The organism is Georgenia sp. M64, assembly GCF_038049925.1.
Taxonomy (GTDB): Bacteria; Actinomycetota; Actinomycetes; order Actinomycetales; family Actinomycetaceae; genus Georgenia.
In genome coordinates, this window is the sequence record NZ_CP145809.1 from 3,573,575 (window position 1) to 3,592,205 (window position 18,631).

Here is an 18,631-nt window from a genome sequence, read left to right on the forward strand (position 1 = left end):
ACCACGCGACGACGCGGCAGGAGCCCCGATGCCACCCACCTTCCTCGAGCAGGACCGCCTGCCCCTCGCGGGCGTGAAGGTCCTCGACCTCGCGCACCTCATGCAGGGCCCGTGGGCCGCGGAGATGCTCGCGGACCTCGGCGCCGACGTCGTCAAGATCGAGCACGTCCACGGCGGCGAGCGCGGCCGCGCCTCCGGCGCCGTCACCGCCGGCGGGCACAGCGCGATGTTCCTGGCGATGAACCGCAACAAGCGCTCCATCGCCCTGGACCTCAAGCGTCCCGAGGGCCTCGACGTCGCGCTCGACCTCGTGGCCCAGGCGGACGTCCTCATCCAGAACTTCCGTCCCGGCACGATGGAGCGCCTCGGCCTCGGCTGGGAGGACGTGCACCGGTTCAACCCGGCGCTGGTGTACTGCTCGGCGTCGGGCTACGGCCCTCGGGCGGGCGCGCGGCCCGGGCAGGACCTCCTGGCCCAGGCCCGCTCGGGCGGGATGTGGCTCGCCGGCACGGCGGACTCCCCGCCCGCCCCGGCAGGGCAGTTCATCGCCGACGTCCACAGTGCCTCCATGCTCGCCCTCGGCGCCCTGGCCGCCCTCCACGAGCGCTCGCGCACCGGCCGCGGCCGCCTGGTGGAGGTCGACCTCGTCGGGGCGATGCTGCACCAGATGACCCAGGAGATCGTCGCCGACGACCTCGCCCCGGGAGCCCGCCGCGGGCCCGTCCCCTCGAGCCCCTACATGGAGGGCCCGTACGGGGTCTACCGCACCGCCGACGGCCACCTCGCCCTGTCCATCTGCCCGGTGCCCGAGCTGGCCCGGGCGCTCGGCCGGCCGGCACTCGCCGAGGCCTTCCCGACGGCGGAGGACGCCGCCGCCCGCCGCGACGACCTCGACGTCGCCGTCGCTGCCGTCCTCGCCGAGCGCACCACCGCCGAGCTCCTCGACCTGTTCGAGAGCCAGGGCATCTGGTGCGCGCCGGTCAACGACCTCGCCGCCATGCGCCGCGACCCGGTGGTCGGCTGGGAGGACCGGCACGTCCGGGTCGCCCACCCCGAGGCCGGCGAGATCCTCCAGGTGCTCAACCCGCTCTCCCTCGACGGCGCCCGGCTGCCCGTGCGCGCCGCCGCCCCGCTGCTGGGCGAGCACACGGACGAGATCCTCACCGGTCTGGACCGCACCCCCGAGGAGGTGGCCCGGCTGCGGGCCGAGCGCGTCGTGGCGGGGGTGGCGCGGTGAGCGAGCAGCCCGAGACCGCGGTGAGCGGGCAGCGCGAGGCCCCGGCGAGCGGGCAGCCTGAGCCCCCGGTGACCGGCACCCCGCAGCCCGGGCGCCTGCCGGCGCTCGGGGCCACCGCCGCGTTCCGCAAGACCGTCACCGAGGCCGACGTCGTCCTCTTCGCCGGGATCACCGGTGACTTCGCCCCGCAGCACGTCGACGCCGACTACATGTCCCGCCACCCGATCGGCGAGCGGGTCGCCCACGGGATCCTCACGCTCGGGATCGCCTCGACGGCGGCGTCGGCGCTGTGCGCGCAGGAGCGGATCGTGGCCGTCTCCGCCGGGTACGACCGGCTGCGGTTCCTGCACCCGGTCCTGCTCGGCGACACGGTCGAGAGCCGCTACGAGGTGGTCGAGGTCGACACCGAGCGGCGTCGGGCCCACGCCCGGGTCGAGGTCCGCAACCAGCGCGGCGAGATGTGCCTGGCCGCCACCCACCTCCTGTACTGCTACTGAAGGAGCTCCACCGATGATCGACCAGCTCGACACGTTCGTCACCGACGTCCTCCGCCCCCGCGCCGCCACGATCGACGAGACCGCCGAGTTCCCGCAGGACGTCATCAGCGCCGCCGCGGAGATCGGCCTGCAGCGGGTGCTCATCGGCGACGACGGCCGGCTCGACCCGTCCCGCGCCCCGCTCGTCCACGAGATCTCCGAGCGTCTGGCGATGTACTCGATGGCCTCGGCGGTGGCGATCGCCAACGCCCACCTCACCACCTACCTGCTGCTCAAGTACGCCCCGGCCGAGCTCATCGAGAGGTGGGTCGAGCCGACCCTCGCCGGGCAGGTGTTCGGTGCGTTCGCCATCACCGAGGCGCACGCCGGGACCGACGTGCGCGGGATGGGCACGGTGGCCCGCCGGGACGGCGACGACTACGTCCTCACCGGGGAGAAGTGCTGGGTGGGGTACGCCCCGAACTGCTCCTACGCGATCGTCCTGGCCAAGGAGGGGACCGGCGAGCGCGACGCCCCCATGGTCGCCCTCGTCGTCGACACCGCCTCGGCCGGCGTCACCCGCGCGGCCGGCCCGGCGTTCGACGGCCTGCGGGGGATGTCCAACGGCTCCCTCGCCTTCGACGGCGTGCGGGTGCCGGCGTGGTCGCGCCTGTCCTCCGACGGCTTCGGCGGGATGATGGACGGGCTCAACCTCGCCCGCATCGACGCCGCCTCCTACGCCTGCGGGCTCCTGCGCGGGGCACTGGTCGCCTCGACCGAGCGGGCCGCGAGCCGCACGGCGTTCGGCCGCCCGCTGGGTGACCTCCAGGCCATCCAGGCCAAGATCGGCCGGATGGCCACCGACTACCAGGCCGCCCGGGCGCTGACCACCCGCGCCGCGGCGTCCTTCGCGGCCGGCGACGGCGGGGACCAGGACGCCATCTCCATGGCCAAACTGTTCGCATCCGAGGCCGCCCGCCGCAACACCGACGAGGCCGTGCAGATCCACGGCGCCGAGGGCGTGGTGCGCTCGTCGTGGGTGAACCGGCTCAACCGCGACGCCAAGGTCACCCAGATCTTCGACGGCACGTCCGAGATCCACGAGACCATGCTCGGCCGGCGCGCGGTGCGGCTCACCGCCGCCGGCGGCGACCTCACCGCGTTCCTGGGACGCGACCAGTGAGCGCCTCGAGCGCGGCCACGGGCGCCGCCCTCGCCGGGAAGGTCGTCCTCGTCACTGGCGCCACCGGGGGCATCGGCTCGGCCACGGCCCACGCGGCCGCCACGGCCGGCGCCCGGGTGGCCGTGCACCACCTGCGCGACGCCGAGCGCGCCGACGCCCTCGCCGCCGCCCTGCCGGGCGCGGGGCACGTCGTCGTCGAGGCCGACGTCACCGACCCCGGCGACGTCGAGGCGATGGTCGGCGCCGTCGTCGACCGGGCGGGGGCCCTGGACGTCCTGGTCAACAACGCCGGGATCATGGAGGACCAGCCGTTCCTCACCATGGACCTGACGGACTGGCGGCGCACGACGTCGGTGGACCTCGACGGGGTCTTCCTGTGCTGCCGCCACGCCGGCGCCCGCATGTGGGAGGGCGACGGCGGCGTCATCGTCAACGTCGCGTCCCAGCTCGCGTTCAAGGGGGCGGCCGGGTACGCCCCCTACGTGGCCGCCAAGGCCGGCGTGGTGGGGCTGACCCGCTCGCTGGCCCGCGAGCTCGGCCCGCGGGTGCGGGTCTGCGCGATCGCGCCGGGGCCGGTCGACTCCCCCATGACCGCGCCGTACCAGGACATGGCGTGGATCGCCGAGCGGACCGCGCCGCTGGTCGCCGGGCGCCTCGCCGACCCCGCGGAGGTGGCGGCCGCGATCGTGTTCCTCGCCTCCGACGCCGCGTCGCTCATGCACGGGCAGACCCTGCACGCCAACGGCGGCGGGGTGCTCGCGTGACAAAGGTGCTCCTGCCGACGGCGATCCCGCTCGATCCGGAGCTGCCCGACGGCGTCGTCGCCGTTCCGTACGACCCGGCCGAGCCGGTGCCCATCGAGCACCGCGATGCCGAGGGCGTGGTCATCTGGGGCAACCCCCGACCGCGCCTGCGGGAGATGGCGACGGACCTGCCGCGGCTGCGGTGGGTGCAGTCCCTCGCCGCCGGGCCGGACGCGGCCCTCTCGGCCGGCTTCGCCGACGACGTCGTCCTGTGCGGCGGGGCCGGCCTGCACGACGCCCCGGTCACCGAGCACGCGCTCGCCCTGGTCCTCGCGCTCGTGCGGCGGCTGCCCGCCGCCGCGCAGGCGCAGCACGAGCACCGCTGGGCCCGCGAGCTCGGCGGTCGCCAGCCGCTCCACCCCGGCCGGCCGGTCACCACGCTCATCGGGGCCCGGGTGGTGCTGTGGGGGTTCGGCAGCATCGCCCAGCGCCTCGCCGGGGTCCTCACGTCCCTCGGCGCCGAGGTCCGCGGGGTCGCGCGCAGCGCGGGCACGCGGGCGGGCTACCCGGTTGCGGACGTCGATGACGTCGAGAACGTGCTCGCCGGCGTGGACATCCTCGTCCTGCTCCTGCCCGGTCTGCCGGAGAACGAGAAGATCCTCGACGCGCGGCTCCTGTGCGCGCTGCCCGCCGGGGCGTACGTCGTCAACGTCGGGCGCGGCAGCACCGTGGACGAGGACGCCCTGCGCGAGTCGCTCGCGTGCGGCTGGCTCGCCGGCGCCGCCCTCGACGTCACAGCCACAGAGCCGCTCCCGGCCGACTCACCGCTCTGGGACGCGCCCAACGTCGTCATCACCCCGCACGCGGCCGGCGGCCGGCCGGTGGGGGCGGACGAGCTCGTCGCCGCGAACCTGCGGGCACTGGTCGACGGCGGGCCCGTGCGTAACGTCATCGACCGCTGATCTGCAGGCGAGTAGCTGGATTTTTCTGCCACCTACTCAATCACTCGGTGAGCCATTGTCGGGGAATGCCGAGTCCGCGTCTCGCGGGCGGACCCGGTCCAGCCTGACTGGCTGAGGTTAGTTCATCCCGGCATCGGACCTCACCCACCTAACTACCAACTTTAAGGCGCTGGTCAAGCTGCCGAACTTGAGTCGAGACTGCGGCTTCTATAGTGGCACAATCTCGAGGCTATCTCCGTATACGAAACTGCCGTCCTTTATGTGGCGACGAAGAGGAAAAATAACCTCATATTCACTCACATACCCGGATGTGCCATCACGCGCGTAGATGCGCACAATGAGGGAGTTTTCTTGGTCGTTTGCCCAAAGGGTGTCGAGGTCGTCATGGAAGCGGATCCGGCGCGCATGTCGAGCCTCCGTGTCTCCCTTGCGCTTTCCCGGGAGAACAGAGCCTGGCGTGGAGTGCAATCGTAAGGGCTTCAGGACACGCACCTGCCCCTCGGGCACCTTTCTGGGGTGGTCTAGGTACGCCAGGGCCTGGAAGTCAACGGCGGCGCGTTTGCTCATATTGACTACCTTGATTCGGAAACTGTTTCCCCCGCTATCTCGTGGCGTACGGGCTATCTCGGTAGAAATAATCAGTTTCGGCCGAATTCTCTTCATGGCACCAAGGAAGACAACTGAGGCAACGAGGCTCGCCATCGACCCCAGACCGAGCGAGAGTAGGACGTCAGAACCGGTCATGTCCGCAACTGTAGGGGCTTGAGCAGCGGAACTTGTGGGTATCGCCATGCGAAGTGGAGCGGAGTGGCGTATGGTGCGTCCACAGGCATCGCGGAGAAGAAGGAGTCTCGATGTTCTACTTCGATGAGGAAGAGGAGTAGCCATTTGGCGGCTGCCTCTATCTAGGACAACGAGTATGGGCCAGGTCGACAGTTGACTGTCGACCTGGCCCATACTCGTCACTCAAGGCGCCCAGATCCCTCCGCGCGGAGCGTAGCTCAACACGTCAACGCTGTAGACCAGTCGACCTCGCACAGTCGGACCGACTGGTGCACTGAACTCTCAGCCCCCTGCTCGTGCCTCAAGCGTGGAAGGTACCGCCGACCAAGTAAGTAGTGACGGAGGTGGCCACTTATCGGCAGTGGGCGGGAAGGCCCGAAGTCGCCTCTACGCCGACGAGCTCCGCTGCTGCGCGTCCGTCGCCCCGAGCGCGTCCCGCACCTCGGCGCGCCCGCGCCGCTCGGCGGCCCGGTCCTGCGCCGCCGCCGCGCGCACGGCGGCGTCCCGCTCGACCTCGAGCACGTGCCGCTCCCCCGGTCCGACCATGGAGAAGTGCGGGTGCTCGCTACGCGAGTAGTGCACCTCCACGTCCCACGTCTTCCGCGCCCACAGCGCCGCAATCACCGCCACGACGAGCGCGGCGATCGCACCCACTCCCACGGACCAGCGCGGCCCCCAGGTGTCGGCGATCCACCCCACCAGCGGCGAGCCGATGGGCGTGGTGCCCATGAAGACCATCATGTACAGGCTCATCACACGCCCGCGCATGGCGGGCTCGGTGGACATCTGCACGGTGGCGTTGGCGGCGGTCATCATCGTCAGTGAGCTCAGGCCCACCAGGGCGCTCGCCGCCGCGTAGAGCTCGAACGTGGGCGCGAGGGCCTGCATGCCTGAGGCCACCCCGAACCCGAACGCCGCGATGATGACCAGCCGCACGCGCGGGCGCTTGCGGCGGGCGGCCAGCAGCGCCCCAGCGAGCGAGCCGATCGCCAGAACCGAGCCGAGCACGCCGTACTCCTCGGCGCCCCGGCCGAAGACCTCGGTGGCCATGACCGCGGAGGTGAGCTGGAAGTTCAGGCCGAGCGAACCCACGATCCCGACCACGAACAGGATGACCATGATGTCGCTGCGCCCGCGCACGTACGCCAGGCCGTCGCGCACCCGGCCCTTGCCGCGGGGCGAGTGCGGCAGCTCGTGCAGCTCACCCACCCGCATGAGCCCGAGCGCCAGGATGGTCGCGGCGAAGGTGACCGCGTTGATGACGAACACCCACCCGGTGCCCACCGCGGCGATGAGGAACCCGGCGACCGCCGGCCCGATGAGCCGGGCGATGTTGAACGAGGTGGAGTTCAGCCCGACGGCGTTGGGCAGGGAGTCGGCCGGGACCATCTCCGAGACGAAGGTCTGCCGCGCGGGTCCGTCGAACGAGGTCACGGTGCCCAGGAGAAATGCGAAGACGTAGACGTGCCACAGCTCGGCGGCGCCGGCGAGCACGAGCGCCCCCAGGGCGCCGGCGAGGACGCCTTGCAGGGCCTGGGTGGTCATGAGCAGCTTGCGCAGCGGCAGCCGGTCGGCCAGCACGCCCGCGTAGGGGCTGAAGATCAGCACCGGCAGGAACTGCAGGCCGGTGACGACACCGACGGCGAACCCGTCGTTGTCCGTCAGGACCGTCAGCACCAGCCAGCTCTGGGCGACGCGCTGCATCCAGGTGCCGACGTTGGCCACGAGCGCCCCGGCGAACCACAGCCGGTAGTTGAAGTACCGCAGCGAGTAGAAGGTGCGCGTCATCCCTCGGTCATCCTCCTCAGGATCTCGGCGGCCCGGCCCACGGTGTCCCGCTCGTCCGTGCTCAGCCCGGCGAGGGCCTGGTTGAGCCAGGCGTTGCGGCGCCGCTTGGTCTCGGCGACCACCTCGCGGCCGGCGTCGGTGATCGTCACGACGACGCCGCGCCCGTCCGTCGGGTGCTTGGTGCGGGCGACGAGCCCGGCCTCCTCGAGCGCGGCGACGGTGCGCGTCATCGACGGCGCCTGGACACGCTCGCGCTCGGCGAGCTCGCCCGGGCTCAGCGGCCCGACGTGGACGAGCGCGGCCAGGACGGCGTACTGGGACTCGGTGCACGAGGAGACGAGCTCGCGGCGCAGGCGGCGGGAGAGTCGCAGGGTGGCGACGCGCAGGTTGGTGGCGAGGTCGGGCGCAGGAGAAGTCATCGGTCCTTAGCCTAGGTCATTACCTCTGCTAAGTAAACCGCAAGACGGCGTGAGGCCGGCTACTCCCCCACCGTCGTGTCGAGCAGGTCGAACGTCTCCGCCGCCCACGGGAAGCCCCACGTGAACAACGCGTAGACGACGGCGGCCGCGAGGACCAGCGCCTCGACCGCTTTGAGCCAGCGCGGCCCGGGCAGGATCCGCCAGATGGTCGCGTACATCAGCTCGTCTCCAGCTCGGCCGGCTTGCCCTCGGACCGCGGGATCCACCCGGTCAGCTCGGCGTGGGTGATCCACCGCTCGCGGGTGCTCCACAGCGGGTGGCAGGTGGTGAAGGTCAGGAGCCGCTGCGTGGGCTCGGCGGCGGGGTCGCCCGGAACGGGGGCGATGACGTCCACCTGCTGCGGCAGCACGATGTAGTCCTCCCGCACCTCGTAGATGAGCCAGGCCTCGGCGGTCTCGACGATCACCGGGTCGCCCTCGACGAGCTGGTCGACGTTGTGGAACGCGGCGCCGTAGCTCTGTCGGTGGGCGGCGAGGGCGAAGTTGCCGACGTCGCCCGGCATGGCGGTGTCGGGGTAGTGGCCGGCGGCGCCGGTGTTGAGGACGTCCATGCCCACGCCCTGGGTGATGGGCACCCGGTAGTCGGCGCCCCACCGCGGCACGTGGAGGGTCGCGAAGCCCTCACCTTCCCCGACCGGCGCCACGGCCGGGGGCGCGTCGGTACGCGGCTCGGCAGGGGCCTCGACAGACGGCGTCTCGAAGCTCCGCTCGATCTGCTCGACGGCGGCGGCCTGGTCGTCGCTGACCGCGACGTCGGTCCACCACACCTGCCAGACGACGAAGAGGCCCAGCAGGAGCCCGGCGGTCAGCAGCAGCTCCCCGACGAAGCCGATCAGGGCGGCCACGGGGCCTCGCCTGCGCGCAGGACGGGCGCGACGCTCCCGGCGAGGCGGCGCCTCAACTGCTGTCATACGAAGAGAAGGTAGATGAGCACCGCGGTCGCAACCACCATCACCCCGAGAGCCACGTACTCCACCCGCCGCCAGAAGCGCATTCTCTCGTTGTACGACCGTCGCCTGTTCGCCATGCCCGTATCCTCCCAGGTTGCGGAGGCAATTCTCCACCTCGCCCGTCCCAAAGGAATTCATCGTGCCCGAACCGTGATTTCGCTTCCCCTATTCGGGGGAGGACCTTAGGTACGACCTCCGGCGATCCGGCGCCGATAGCATGACGGCAGCCGCGTCGGTCCCACGAGGGTCGGCGCGATGCCGGAGACACAGGTGGGCGGGGACCATGCAGCGACTGACCGGGATCGAGCGGAACTACGCGTGGGGGTCCTTCGAGGCGATCCAGCGGCTCCTGGGCAAGTCCCCCACGGACCGCCGGGTGGCCGAGCTGTGGTTCGGCGCCCACCCGGACGCCCCGGCCCTTCTCGCCGACGCCGAGGACGGCAGCGCACCGCGCGACCTCCGCTCGCTCATCGAGGCGGACCCCGAGGGATGCCTCGGCGAGGATGTCGTCTCCCGGTTCGGCCCCCGGCTGCCCTATTTGCTCAAGCTCATCGCCCCAGCCAAGCCGCTCTCCCTCCAGGTGCACCCCAGCCTTGAGCGCGCCCAGGAGAAGTTCGCCGAGGAGAACGCCACGGGGATCGCGATGGACGACCCCCGGCGCAACTACCGGGATCCCAACCACAAGCCCGAGATGGTCTTCGCGCTCAACACGTTCGAGGCCGTGTGCGGGTTCCGGGCGCCGCGCCGCGCCACCGAGCTCCTCGCCGACCTCGACGCCCCGCTCGCCCGCCGCCTCCGCGACCTCCTGCACGCCGAGCCGACGGCTGTCGGCGTGCGGTGGGCGTTCACGTCGTTGCTCGACCCCAACACCCGGCCGACGCCGGGCGAGGTTCAGGAACTGGTCGCCGCCTGCGCCGCCCGCCTCGACCGTGGCTCCCCGTCACCGCGCGCTGACTCCACCGTCGTGCATCTCGCCAAGGACTTTCCCAGCGACCCCGGGGTCGTTGCCACGCTCCTCCTCAACCCGGTCACTCTGCAGCCCGGCGACTCCCTGTTCATCCCTGCCGGCGGGGTCCACGCCTACCTGCACGGGCTGGGCGTGGAGATCATGGCCTCGTCCGACAACGTCCTCCGGGCGGGCCTCACCGAGAAGCACATCGACGTCGACGAGTTGCTCGATTGCGTCGACTATGTGGCCGCTCCCCCGATCCGCCCGGCGCCGGAGATCTTCCACGGGGCGACTCGGGTCTACTACGCACCCGTGGACGACTTCGAGCTCTCGGTGACGGATCTGGCCGACGAGAACGGAGAGCCGCACCACCCCCTGCCGGGGCGCGGACCCCGGATCCTGCTGTGCCTGGACGGCGAGATCGAGATCTCGTCGACCTCGGGCACCATCCCGCTACGCCGCGGCGAGGCAATCTTCGTGCGGGCCGACGAGGGACGACTCACCGGCCATGGTCGCGGACGGATCATCCAGGCGGACGTCCCGTAACTCTGCGCCGCACGAACCGCGTTCGTGGTGATGTCCCGATATTGCCTGCGCGAGTACGTGCGAACAGGTCGCGAAGCGCTGCCGAACAAATAGGCAGGACGCATCCCCACTTCTTGTGATGTGTGGCAAATCCCTCGGACCGAATACTGACCCGCGGTTCCGTAAACGAGCGGGCGGCCCCTAGAATCAGGGCTGGTTCGATCTGGCCGGGGGGCCGCACAACCGCACGGATTCGCGGTACCGAGGGAGCACGTTCGCAATGCCATCCATAGTCGCGCTTCGGCGAATGACGATGATCCTCTGGGACGCGCTGGCATGGATCGGTGCAGTCATCCTGGTTGTCGGCTCGAGGTATGACTTCGCCCTCTCGGATGCCCAGTGGGACAGACTCGCCATCTACACGGCCAGTGCGATCGTCCTCCAGGTCGGCGTTGGCACCCTCCTCAAGCTCTACCGCGGCAGGTACCGCGTGGGCAGCTTCGAGGAGCCGGTCGCTCTCGCGGCATCGACGCTGCTCGTTGCCGGCGCCCTGGGGCTCATTTTCTACCTCTTCGGGTACGGCGACTTCCCGGTTGGGATCGCGATTCTCGTGCCGCCGGTGGCCGCCATGCTCATGGGCGCCGCGCGGTGGCTCTACCGGGCGTGGGGCCTTCGTTCGCGCCCCGTGTCGCCGAACGCGGAACCGGTCCTGGTCTACGGCGCCGGCGACGCCGGCAACCAGCTGCTGCGTCTGCTCAACCGGGACGGGAACTCGCCCTACCGCGCAGTCGGTCTCATCGACGACGATCCGGCCAAGCGCAACCTCACCCTGCACGGCGTGCCGGTGCTCGGGAGCCGGTCAAAGCTGCTGGAGACCGCGAGCAAGACCGACGTCTCCACCGTGATCATGGCCATCTCGGACGCGAGTCCTGAGCTGATCAGTGAGGTGTCGGATCTCGTCGAAGGCTCTGGCCGAAAGTTCCTGCTGCTGCCGCCAGTGGGCGAGATGATCGGCAGGCAGGTCAGTCTGACCGACGTGCGAGAGGTCGAGATCACCGACATTCTCGGCCGCCGCCAGGTCGAGACCGACCTGACGGCTATCGCCGACTACGTCACCAGTAAGCGCGTGCTGATCACCGGCGCCGGCGGGTCGATCGGCTCCGAGCTAGCCCGTCAGGTGCACAAGTTCGGGCCGTCCGAGCTCATCCTCCTCGACCGTGACGAGTCTGCCCTGCACGCCGTCCAGCTCTCGATCTACGGCAAGGGTCTGCTCGACACCCCGGACATGGTGCTCTCCGACATCCGTGACAAGGACGCGCTCCGCGAGATCTTCGAATTCCACAAGCCCGAGGTGATCTTCCACGCCGCCGCACTCAAGCACCTGCCAATGCTCGAGCAGTACCCGCTCGAGGGCTGGAAGACCAACGTCCTCGGCACGCTGAACGTCCTCGACCTCGCCGCCGAGTACGGCGTCGGCCAGTTCGTGAATATCTCCACGGACAAGGCCGCGAACCCCACCAACGTCCTCGGCCGGACCAAGCGCGTCGCCGAGGAGCTCACCTCCTGGTACGGCCTCCACGCCGACGGCACCTACCTCTCGGTCCGCTTCGGCAACGTCCTCGGCTCCCGCGGCTCGATGCTGCACACCTTCCAGCGCCAGATCCACGACGGCGGCCCCCTAACGGTGACTCACCCGGACATCACCCGGTACTTCATGACGATCCCCGAGGCCTGCGAGCTGGTGATCCAGGCGGGAGCCATCGGCGACGACGGTGAGGTCCTGGTGCTCGACATGGGCGAGCCGGTCAAGATTCTCGACGTCGCCAAGCGGCTCATCACCCACGCCGCCAAGGACGTCGAGATCGTCTTCACGGGCCTTCGGCCCAACGAGAAGCTTCACGAGGAGCTCTTCGGCACCGACGAGGTGGGCGAACGTCGCGAGCACGACCTCATCACCCACGTGTCTGTGCCGCCCCTCGCACCGAGCGAGCTCGACCCCACCTCCCTGGGCCGACTGCCTGGCCGCCGTGTCCGGCCGAGCTGGCACAGCATCCGGGTCGCAGCCACCGAGGACGTCGACCCCGACCAGTACGAGAGCGCAACATCCAGGCGGTTCGGCACGCACTGAGCAGCCCAGCGCGCATATGGGAGACTCATCTCCGGCATGAAGCAAATGGGGGACAGGCTGTGGAACTGAACGAGTACATCGCGATTCTTCGCAAGCGATGGCTGAGCGTCGCGCTCATTGCCCTCGCAACGCTATCGGCGACCGCTGCTGTCACGCTCGTCATGACGCCGACGTACAGTGCCTCGAACCGTTTGTTCTTCGCGGTCGAGGCTGGCGACACCGTCTCGGATCTGGCCCAGGGATCGACGTTCACCGAGCGGCAGATGACGTCGTACGCCCAGGTCGCAGAGTCGCCGCTGGTCCTCGGGCCGGTGATCGACGAGCTCGACCTGGATACCAACACCGACGCGCTCCGCGCCGCCCTCAGCGTCACTGTCCCGCCGGAAACGGTCATCCTCGAGATCACCGCCACGGACGAAAACCCAGAGCGTGCCGCTGACGTCGCAAACGCGGTGGCGGAGGAGCTCTCCGTTGCGGTCGGGGGGCTCGCCCCCGACCGCCCGGACGGCAGCGAGGCCGTTCGAGCTACCGTCACCACTCCGGCCACCGCACCGTCGCAGCCTTCCTCTCCCGACGTCACTCGAAATCTCGCCCTGGGGCTGGTGCTCGGACTCATGCTTGGCGTCGGCGCGGCGCTGCTGCGGGAGATGCTCGACACCAAGGTCCGCGATGAAAAAGACATCAACGCCCTGACGGACACGGCGGTGATCGGCACCATCGGCTTCGAGACCGAGGGCGACAAGTACCCCGTCTTCGTCCACGACGATCCGCAGGGTCAGCGTTCGGAGGCGATCCGCCGCCTGCGCACCAACCTCCAGTTCGTCGACCTCACGGACCGTCCCCGGTCGATCGTCGTCACGTCCTCAGTCCCGGGTGAGGGAAAGACGACGACCGCGATCAACCTCGCCCTCGCACTCGCTGACGCCGGTGCACGTGTGATCCTCGTTGACGCAGACCTGCGCCGCCCCTCCATCGGCGAGTACATGGGTCTGGAGAGCCGCGTAGGCCTCACCACCGTGCTCATCGGCCGGGCGGAGCTCGCGGACGTCGCCACGCCGTGGCGCAACACGACGCTCGACGTCGTGCCGTCCGGTCAGGTTCCCCCAAACCCCAGCGAGCTGCTCGGGAGCCGGGCCATGGCCGCCCTGCTCGATCAGCTCACCGGCTCCTACGACACGGTGGTCATCGACAGTCCGCCGCTGCTGCCCGTCACAGACGCAGCCGTGCTGACGAAGCTGGCGGGTGCCGCCCTCGTCGTGGCCGGCGCCGACCGGATCCAGAAGGCGCAGCTCCGCGAGTCCCTGGGCAACCTCGAGACGGTCGACGGTCGTGTGATCGGCATTGTTCTCAACAAGGTGGAGCAGAAGGGCCGGGACCGCTATTACTACACCTACGACTCGTACGCCACTGACGACGCGCCGTCGAACGGCACGCGCCACGCGATCCGGCGCCAGGATGCGGCTCCGCGGGCAACCTGGCCCGGAAAGCCGCTGACCCAGAGCCAGCGGCCCTAGGCATTTCGGCCGCACCAGCCGTAGAGACACGAAGGCCCTTACGAGACATCGTCTCGTAAGGGCCTTCGTTATCGAGGCCGCTGGCCTGTCAGGCGCGAACCTGACGGCGCGCGAAAGCAAGGACGCCGGCACCGGCCGCGAGCAGGATTGCGGAGCCGATCACCAGCGGGGTGCTCGAGCTTCCCGTGTCGGGCAGCGTTCCACCGACGGCGGGCTCGTCGCCGGGTGTGGCGTCGTCGTCGGTCGGGTCGCCGACGACCACCTCAGACTCGAGGACCACGTCACCGGCCGCATTCACGCCAGTCAGTTCGTAGACGGCCTCCTCGCGCAGGGTGACCTCGAAGACGGAGACGCCGTTAACGGTAGCCTTCTCGAGCGACTGCGAACCGGCGATCTCGATGGCGGAGTCGGGAACGTTCGCCGAAGCGATGGTGAGGCCGAACAGGGCGTTCTCGTTAGGTCCCTCGAGCGTGACATCGAAGGGCACGCCCTGGGCCACCGAGCCCGGTACGTCGGCGTCGTAGTCGTCACCGGTGTAGGCCATCGCGGCCGTCGGTGCAAGAAGGATGGCCGCGGTTGCGGCGGTGGTGCTCAGAGCGCGTCGGTACATCGAAGTTCCCCCAGGGTTTGCTGCATGTGGACGGTGGTGTCCCCGAAACAGTATCAACTCAACCGGGCTAAGAAGAAGTCCGCGCAACGAATTGATCGACATCTGGACCTGGGGTGATGCGGGCCATGGGTTCGCCGAACTGCCGAGGACCTGACTCGAGGGTGAATTCGAGGTCAATTGACTCACCAGGCTTCAACGTGACCACGTTGGTCCCAACCATGAGGCCATCGTGGATGTGAGTGCGGAACCGGCTGTCCGGATCTGTTGATGTCGCGGACAGAATTCGCCCGTTGGTCGGGGCGTAGACCGAGATCTCCGAACGAATCGTGCCGACCGGCACCACATCTCCTCCGCCGGTCAGCGACGGTGGCAGTGACTCCACCTCCGCGGGGACCTGGGACGAAACGGTCACCGTCACCGTCAGGATCTGCGAGCCGTCCGCCCGCATCTCAACTGCTGCGACTTCGGCGTGTACCCCCTGGTAGTAGGCGATCTTCGCACCGCTGGTGTCGTGGACGTAGATCCCGACCAAAGGGGAGTTACCGACCTGACCTCGGAGCTCGCCGCTTAGCACTGTCCCCTCGAGCATTTCCTGCTCCTCGTGGACTGAGGACCACACCATCAATCTGCCTTCATCCGCCATCTCATCAAGGGCAGCGATCGCTGCGGTTGGATCGACGGGTCGCAAGACCAGCGCATCGAACACGGACGTAGCCGCCGAGGCGAAGAACGCGTCTTGGGCGGACGGATCGCTGACCTGCTTATAGACCTGGTTCAGCAGCAGTTGGGAGGCGTTGTCTGCCGTGAGTTGCTCCCCGGTTGGTAGCACTACCGAGCCGGTTGCGCGGAGCAGCATGCTAAGCGCCACTGGATCCACGGCAATGACACCGTCGACTTCAAAGCCCGTACTTGCGCGCCAGAACTCGCGTGCCAGCTGCGCCGCACGCGGGAAGTCAGGGGTCGACGTGACGTTGCCAGGAAAACGACCGATCTGCGTGCCGAACAGACCGCGCTCCGCACGGGTCAACTCCAGCACCGGCACAGGAGCGCTACCGACCTCCACCGCCGATCGTGACTCCACGAACGTGATCGCCCCGTCGTCGGCTCGCAGGTGGACATAGGAACCGGGAAGCCCACCCAACGCCCGCGGCTCGGAGTTGTTCTGAACGAGGAGAAGGTAGTCACGTGGCCCCTCGCCGCCCAACATGGGCGGAAGAAGCCGAACGGCACGGGAGCCCGTCGCCGTTAGCGCCGCTAGATCGTTGACCTGGGCCGTCAACCCGTCGACCGCAAGACCCAATTGTGGGAGCAGCGGTTCAGTATCGATGGCTCCGAGGGCAGCCTCCGCGGCCTGAGCGCTGCGATCTGCCGACACGACCCTGGCTGCGGAGTCCGAAATCGGGTCTAGGTCCACGCGCCCGCCAACAGGAGCCAGTCCTGCGGGATCAAGAACCCCTGCAACGTCGACGAGAGCACCCAAGGCGTTGACCGCCAGGTCGTCCACCACCACTGTCAAGATTTGCACCGTCCGCACGTCGTCACCGATCCACGGCAGTTCACCCGCCAGATCCCAGTGTGGGCCTTGCGTTGCGCGCCGCGCCGCCTGCGTGTCGTTCGTCAGCAGACTGACGGTCCGGAGGGCGACTTCGTCGTCCCCTGCAAGCACCTGCTCCTTGAGAGCCTGCACCGCGACCGCGCCATCTCGCAGACCACGATATGCGGCGACCGCATCCCACGCGAGAACGACCGAGAAGATCCCGACGACGACGCTGGCCCCCGTCAGGATGCCGGTGAGTCCAGCACTCCAGGGCGACGGATGACGATCTCGCAGCCGGGCAGGGCGGGCGTAGGCGGTTCGCCGCCCCTCCCTACCCCGAGAGGGCCCCATCAAAGGTGGTCACCGCAGGCGACTAGATGGCGCGGAACCTGCGCTTCGAGGACAGCGGGAGCCTTCATTTGAGACACACGAAGATCCTAAACGGCCCCGCCGGTCACAACCGTCTCCGGGTCGACCATCGGCTCATGTCGCGACCCGCACTCGTGAGGGACCTCCTCCGCGCCGCTTGCGGCCATACATGCTGCACCGGCTATATGTGGCCCGTTCAACAGGCCGCCCCCCTGCCGTGCTAGACCTGCATTTCGTTATGCTGTCGTCAGCAACTCCATCGGCGCCTCACTGTCTGACTGTGCCGAAATCGCCGCACGAAAACCTGGGGGCTCCCTGTGTCAATAGACGTGCCACTGCGTTCGGCGGTGGGCCTGGGCGACCCGGGATACGGGCGGCGGGCGAGGTGACGGTGCTGATCATCGGCGCTGCAAGCCTCCTGGCGACGGCGGCCACGGCGCCCCTCGTGCGCGCTCTCATGCTGAGGCGAGGCATCATCGACGTGCCGAACCAACGATCCTCCCACGACCGACCCACCCCCCGTGGAGGCGGTGTCGCGTGCGCAGCCGGCATATTCTCCGGTTCCAGCCTGGCGGTCTGGTCCGGGATGAGCGTTCCAATCCCTGCCGTTGCCGCGGCGTTGCTTCTTGCAGCTCTGGGGCTCCTTGACGACAGGTTTCAACTCGCGGCCATGCCCCGACTGGCCACACAGGTCATAACCGGCGCACTCTTCGGAGCCACGATCGGAGGCATCGATTGGGTCATCGGCGGCGCGATTTTAATGCCTCTGCTCGTGAACGTCGTCAACTTCATGGACGGCATCAACGGCATCACCGCCCTGACATTGCTTGCCTGGGGAAGCGCAACTGCTATCGGCGGCAGCGTCGTTGGCGTGGAGCCGCTCTCTATCCTTGGTGCAATGACGGCCGGCGCCGCGCTTGGATTCCTCCCCTTCAATGCTCCTCAGGCTCGCATTTTCTTGGGGGACGTCGGCAGCTACCTGTTTGGCGCCCTTGCTGCTACGGGAGTCATGCTCGGCACAGCGGCCGACGTCCCGCTCACATACTTGGTAGCACCGCTTCTGATTTATGTGCTCGATGTGACGGTTACGCTAGGCCGTCGAGCGATTCGCGGCCGCAGATTGCTGGACGCTCACCGAGAGCACACTTATCAACGCCTTGTCGCATTGTATGATTTCCCCCACATTACCGTAGCAATATCCGTCGCACTACTCTCGCTAACCGTGACCGCGGGATGGGCGAGCGGTAGCGCCCCGGTAGCGGTCCTAGCCACTGCAGTCGCGATTTCCATCTATTTCCTCCCTACTATCGGATGCTTCAGGACCGGATTGACGCACTGCGCGCGAAAAGCCCGGCACCTCCACGCGGCGCCAACGCAAAACGGCGAAAATTCAGTCAAGGCGCAAACAAGGGACCGGGGCAAGAATTGTGGAAACTGAGCCAGCTTGGCAGCACTCGGACGTCACGCGGCTGCGGCTGGGAATTCTTGGCGCAAGTGGCTTCTTGGGACAGGCCATCGTAGACTTCGCCCGTAGTCGTGGTGCCGTAGTAACAGAGATCAGCGCTCCGCGGCTCACTTTCCATGGCCCCAGGCGACCGGATCTTCCAGCAATCGACCGCTTCACTCCAATCATCTCCGCGCTGGCAAGTAAGCTTGCGGGCCTCGATGCTGTAATAAACGCGGCCGGCATCTCAGACGCCGGATCAGATGATAGCGACGAACTATATGGCGCCAATAGCCTCCTTCCATTAGCGCTCGCTCACGCGTGCGCGCAGGCGGCAGTTCCTCGTTTCATCCACCTAAGTTCATCGGCAGTGCAAGGACGGGGCATTCTCGACGAGTCGAACTCCAGGTTCTCCTTTTCTCCATACTCGCACAGCAAGGCCCTAGGAGAACTTTGGCTCGAAAAGACTTCGAACATTGAGACGGTCTGTTTGCGCCCCACATCTGTGCACGGCCATGGTCGCGCCGTGACGCGTAGCGTAGTTCGCCTGGCCGCATCTCGTACCTCGTCGATAGCCGGAGGCGATGAACGTGCCACACCGCAGACCCGCGTCGAGACCGTCGCCGCAGCAGCAGTCTTCATCGCGGGCTATCGGGGCACGCCCCCCAAAATCGCACTCACACCCGATGAAGGGCTCACGACGGCCTATTTTCTAGAACTGATCGGCGGAAGGAAACCCACACGAATCCCGCACCTAATCGCGAGCGGCACACTTTCGATTGCCCGGGCACTAGGCGGTCGGAGCCCAAGACTTTCGTCAACCGTACGTCGCCTCGAGATGCTCTGGTTTGGCCAGCGTCGCGTGCCAGGGTGGCTTAGCCAATTCAGTGGGCTGGTTGGACCGATTGAAGGTTGGCAGCAACTGCGAGTCAACAGAACCTCGCGGGACCGCCCT

General features: G+C 68.5%; 16 protein-coding genes. 9 read left to right on the forward strand and 7 right to left on the reverse strand.

From position 1 onward, the window contains the following. The first annotated feature begins 28 nt into the window (after positions 1–28). From AAEM63_RS15895 to AAEM63_RS15915, 5 genes are read left to right on the forward strand one after another with little or no spacing between them, the layout of a single operon-like run. Positions 29–1,237 (forward strand): CoA transferase, encoded by a 1,209-nt coding sequence (locus tag AAEM63_RS15895; protein ID WP_341359201.1) that lies wholly within the window; start codon positions 29–31, stop codon positions 1,235–1,237. Further along, positions 1,234–1,734, forward strand: a complete 501-nt coding sequence (locus AAEM63_RS15900; RefSeq protein ID WP_341359202.1) for a MaoC/PaaZ C-terminal domain-containing protein — start codon at positions 1,234–1,236, stop codon at positions 1,732–1,734. Before AAEM63_RS15895 ends, AAEM63_RS15900 begins: the two co-directional genes overlap by 4 nt. Positions 1,735–1,747: 13 nt before the next feature. Continuing rightward, positions 1,748–2,896 carry an acyl-CoA dehydrogenase family protein gene (locus tag AAEM63_RS15905; RefSeq protein ID WP_341359203.1) on the forward strand — a complete coding sequence of 383 codons (1,149 nt, stop codon included), beginning with the start codon at positions 1,748–1,750 and terminating at the stop codon, positions 2,894–2,896. Beyond that, positions 2,893–3,660 (forward strand): SDR family oxidoreductase, encoded by a 768-nt coding sequence (locus tag AAEM63_RS15910; RefSeq protein ID WP_341359204.1) that lies wholly within the window; start codon positions 2,893–2,895, stop codon positions 3,658–3,660. Before AAEM63_RS15905 ends, AAEM63_RS15910 begins: the two co-directional genes overlap by 4 nt. Continuing rightward, positions 3,657–4,601, forward strand: coding sequence for a phosphoglycerate dehydrogenase (locus tag AAEM63_RS15915; RefSeq protein ID WP_341359205.1), 945 nt, complete (start codon positions 3,657–3,659; stop codon positions 4,599–4,601). Before AAEM63_RS15910 ends, AAEM63_RS15915 begins: the two co-directional genes overlap by 4 nt. 207 nt (positions 4,602–4,808) lie before the next feature. Here the strand turns inward: AAEM63_RS15915 and AAEM63_RS15920 are convergent, their stop codons facing one another. The 5 genes from AAEM63_RS15920 to AAEM63_RS15940 form a co-directional block, all read right to left on the reverse strand. After that, positions 4,809–5,345, reverse strand: a complete 537-nt coding sequence (locus AAEM63_RS15920) for a hypothetical protein (RefSeq protein ID WP_341359206.1) — start codon at positions 5,343–5,345, stop codon at positions 4,809–4,811. A gap of 426 nt (positions 5,346–5,771) precedes the next feature. Next, positions 5,772–7,172, reverse strand: a complete 1,401-nt coding sequence (locus AAEM63_RS15925; protein WP_341359207.1) for an MFS transporter — start codon at positions 7,170–7,172, stop codon at positions 5,772–5,774. Beyond that, positions 7,169–7,591, reverse strand: a complete 423-nt coding sequence (locus AAEM63_RS15930) for a MarR family transcriptional regulator (RefSeq protein WP_341359208.1) — start codon at positions 7,589–7,591, stop codon at positions 7,169–7,171. The genes AAEM63_RS15925 and AAEM63_RS15930 overlap by 4 nt, the downstream gene beginning before the upstream one ends. 59 nt (positions 7,592–7,650) lie before the next feature. After that, on the reverse strand, positions 7,651–7,809 hold the full coding sequence (locus AAEM63_RS15935) for a hypothetical protein (protein ID WP_341359209.1): 159 nt from the start codon (positions 7,807–7,809) through the stop codon (positions 7,651–7,653). Next, a complete protein-coding gene (locus tag AAEM63_RS15940) occupies positions 7,809–8,495 on the reverse strand; it encodes a class E sortase (RefSeq protein ID WP_341359210.1) in 687 nt (228 codons plus the stop codon). Before AAEM63_RS15940 ends, AAEM63_RS15935 begins: the two co-directional genes overlap by 1 nt. Before the next feature lie 388 nt (positions 8,496–8,883). On the opposite strand from AAEM63_RS15940, the gene manA reads away from it, so the two are divergent. From manA to AAEM63_RS15955, 3 genes are all read left to right on the forward strand, one after another. Further along, a complete protein-coding gene (manA, locus tag AAEM63_RS15945; RefSeq protein WP_341359211.1) occupies positions 8,884–10,095 on the forward strand; it encodes a mannose-6-phosphate isomerase, class I in 1,212 nt (403 codons plus the stop codon). 286 nt (positions 10,096–10,381) lie between these two features. Then, positions 10,382–12,202: a nucleoside-diphosphate sugar epimerase/dehydratase gene (locus tag AAEM63_RS15950; RefSeq protein WP_341359212.1), complete on the forward strand. Its 1,821-nt coding sequence runs from the start codon at positions 10,382–10,384 to the stop codon at positions 12,200–12,202. Between the two features lie 59 nt (positions 12,203–12,261). Further along, entirely contained in the window at positions 12,262–13,716 is a 1,455-nt protein-coding gene (locus tag AAEM63_RS15955) for a polysaccharide biosynthesis tyrosine autokinase (RefSeq protein WP_341359213.1), read from the forward strand. An 88-nt stretch (positions 13,717–13,804) separates the two neighbouring features. Here AAEM63_RS15955 and AAEM63_RS15960 read toward each other — a convergent pair whose 3' ends face one another. After that, the gene (locus AAEM63_RS15960) at positions 13,805–14,326 is read right to left on the reverse strand and encodes an LPXTG cell wall anchor domain-containing protein (protein ID WP_341359214.1); all 522 of its coding nucleotides are present in this window, start codon (positions 14,324–14,326) and stop codon (positions 13,805–13,807) included. Between the two features lie 67 nt (positions 14,327–14,393). Further along, positions 14,394–15,992 (reverse strand): DUF4012 domain-containing protein, encoded by a 1,599-nt coding sequence (locus AAEM63_RS15965; RefSeq protein WP_341359215.1) that lies wholly within the window; start codon positions 15,990–15,992, stop codon positions 14,394–14,396. A gap of 625 nt (positions 15,993–16,617) precedes the next feature. Between AAEM63_RS15965 and AAEM63_RS15970 the strand changes: the two genes are divergently transcribed. Then, a complete protein-coding gene (locus tag AAEM63_RS15970; protein ID WP_341359216.1) occupies positions 16,618–17,670 on the forward strand; it encodes a hypothetical protein in 1,053 nt (350 codons plus the stop codon). Positions 17,671–18,631: the final 961 nt, after the last annotated feature.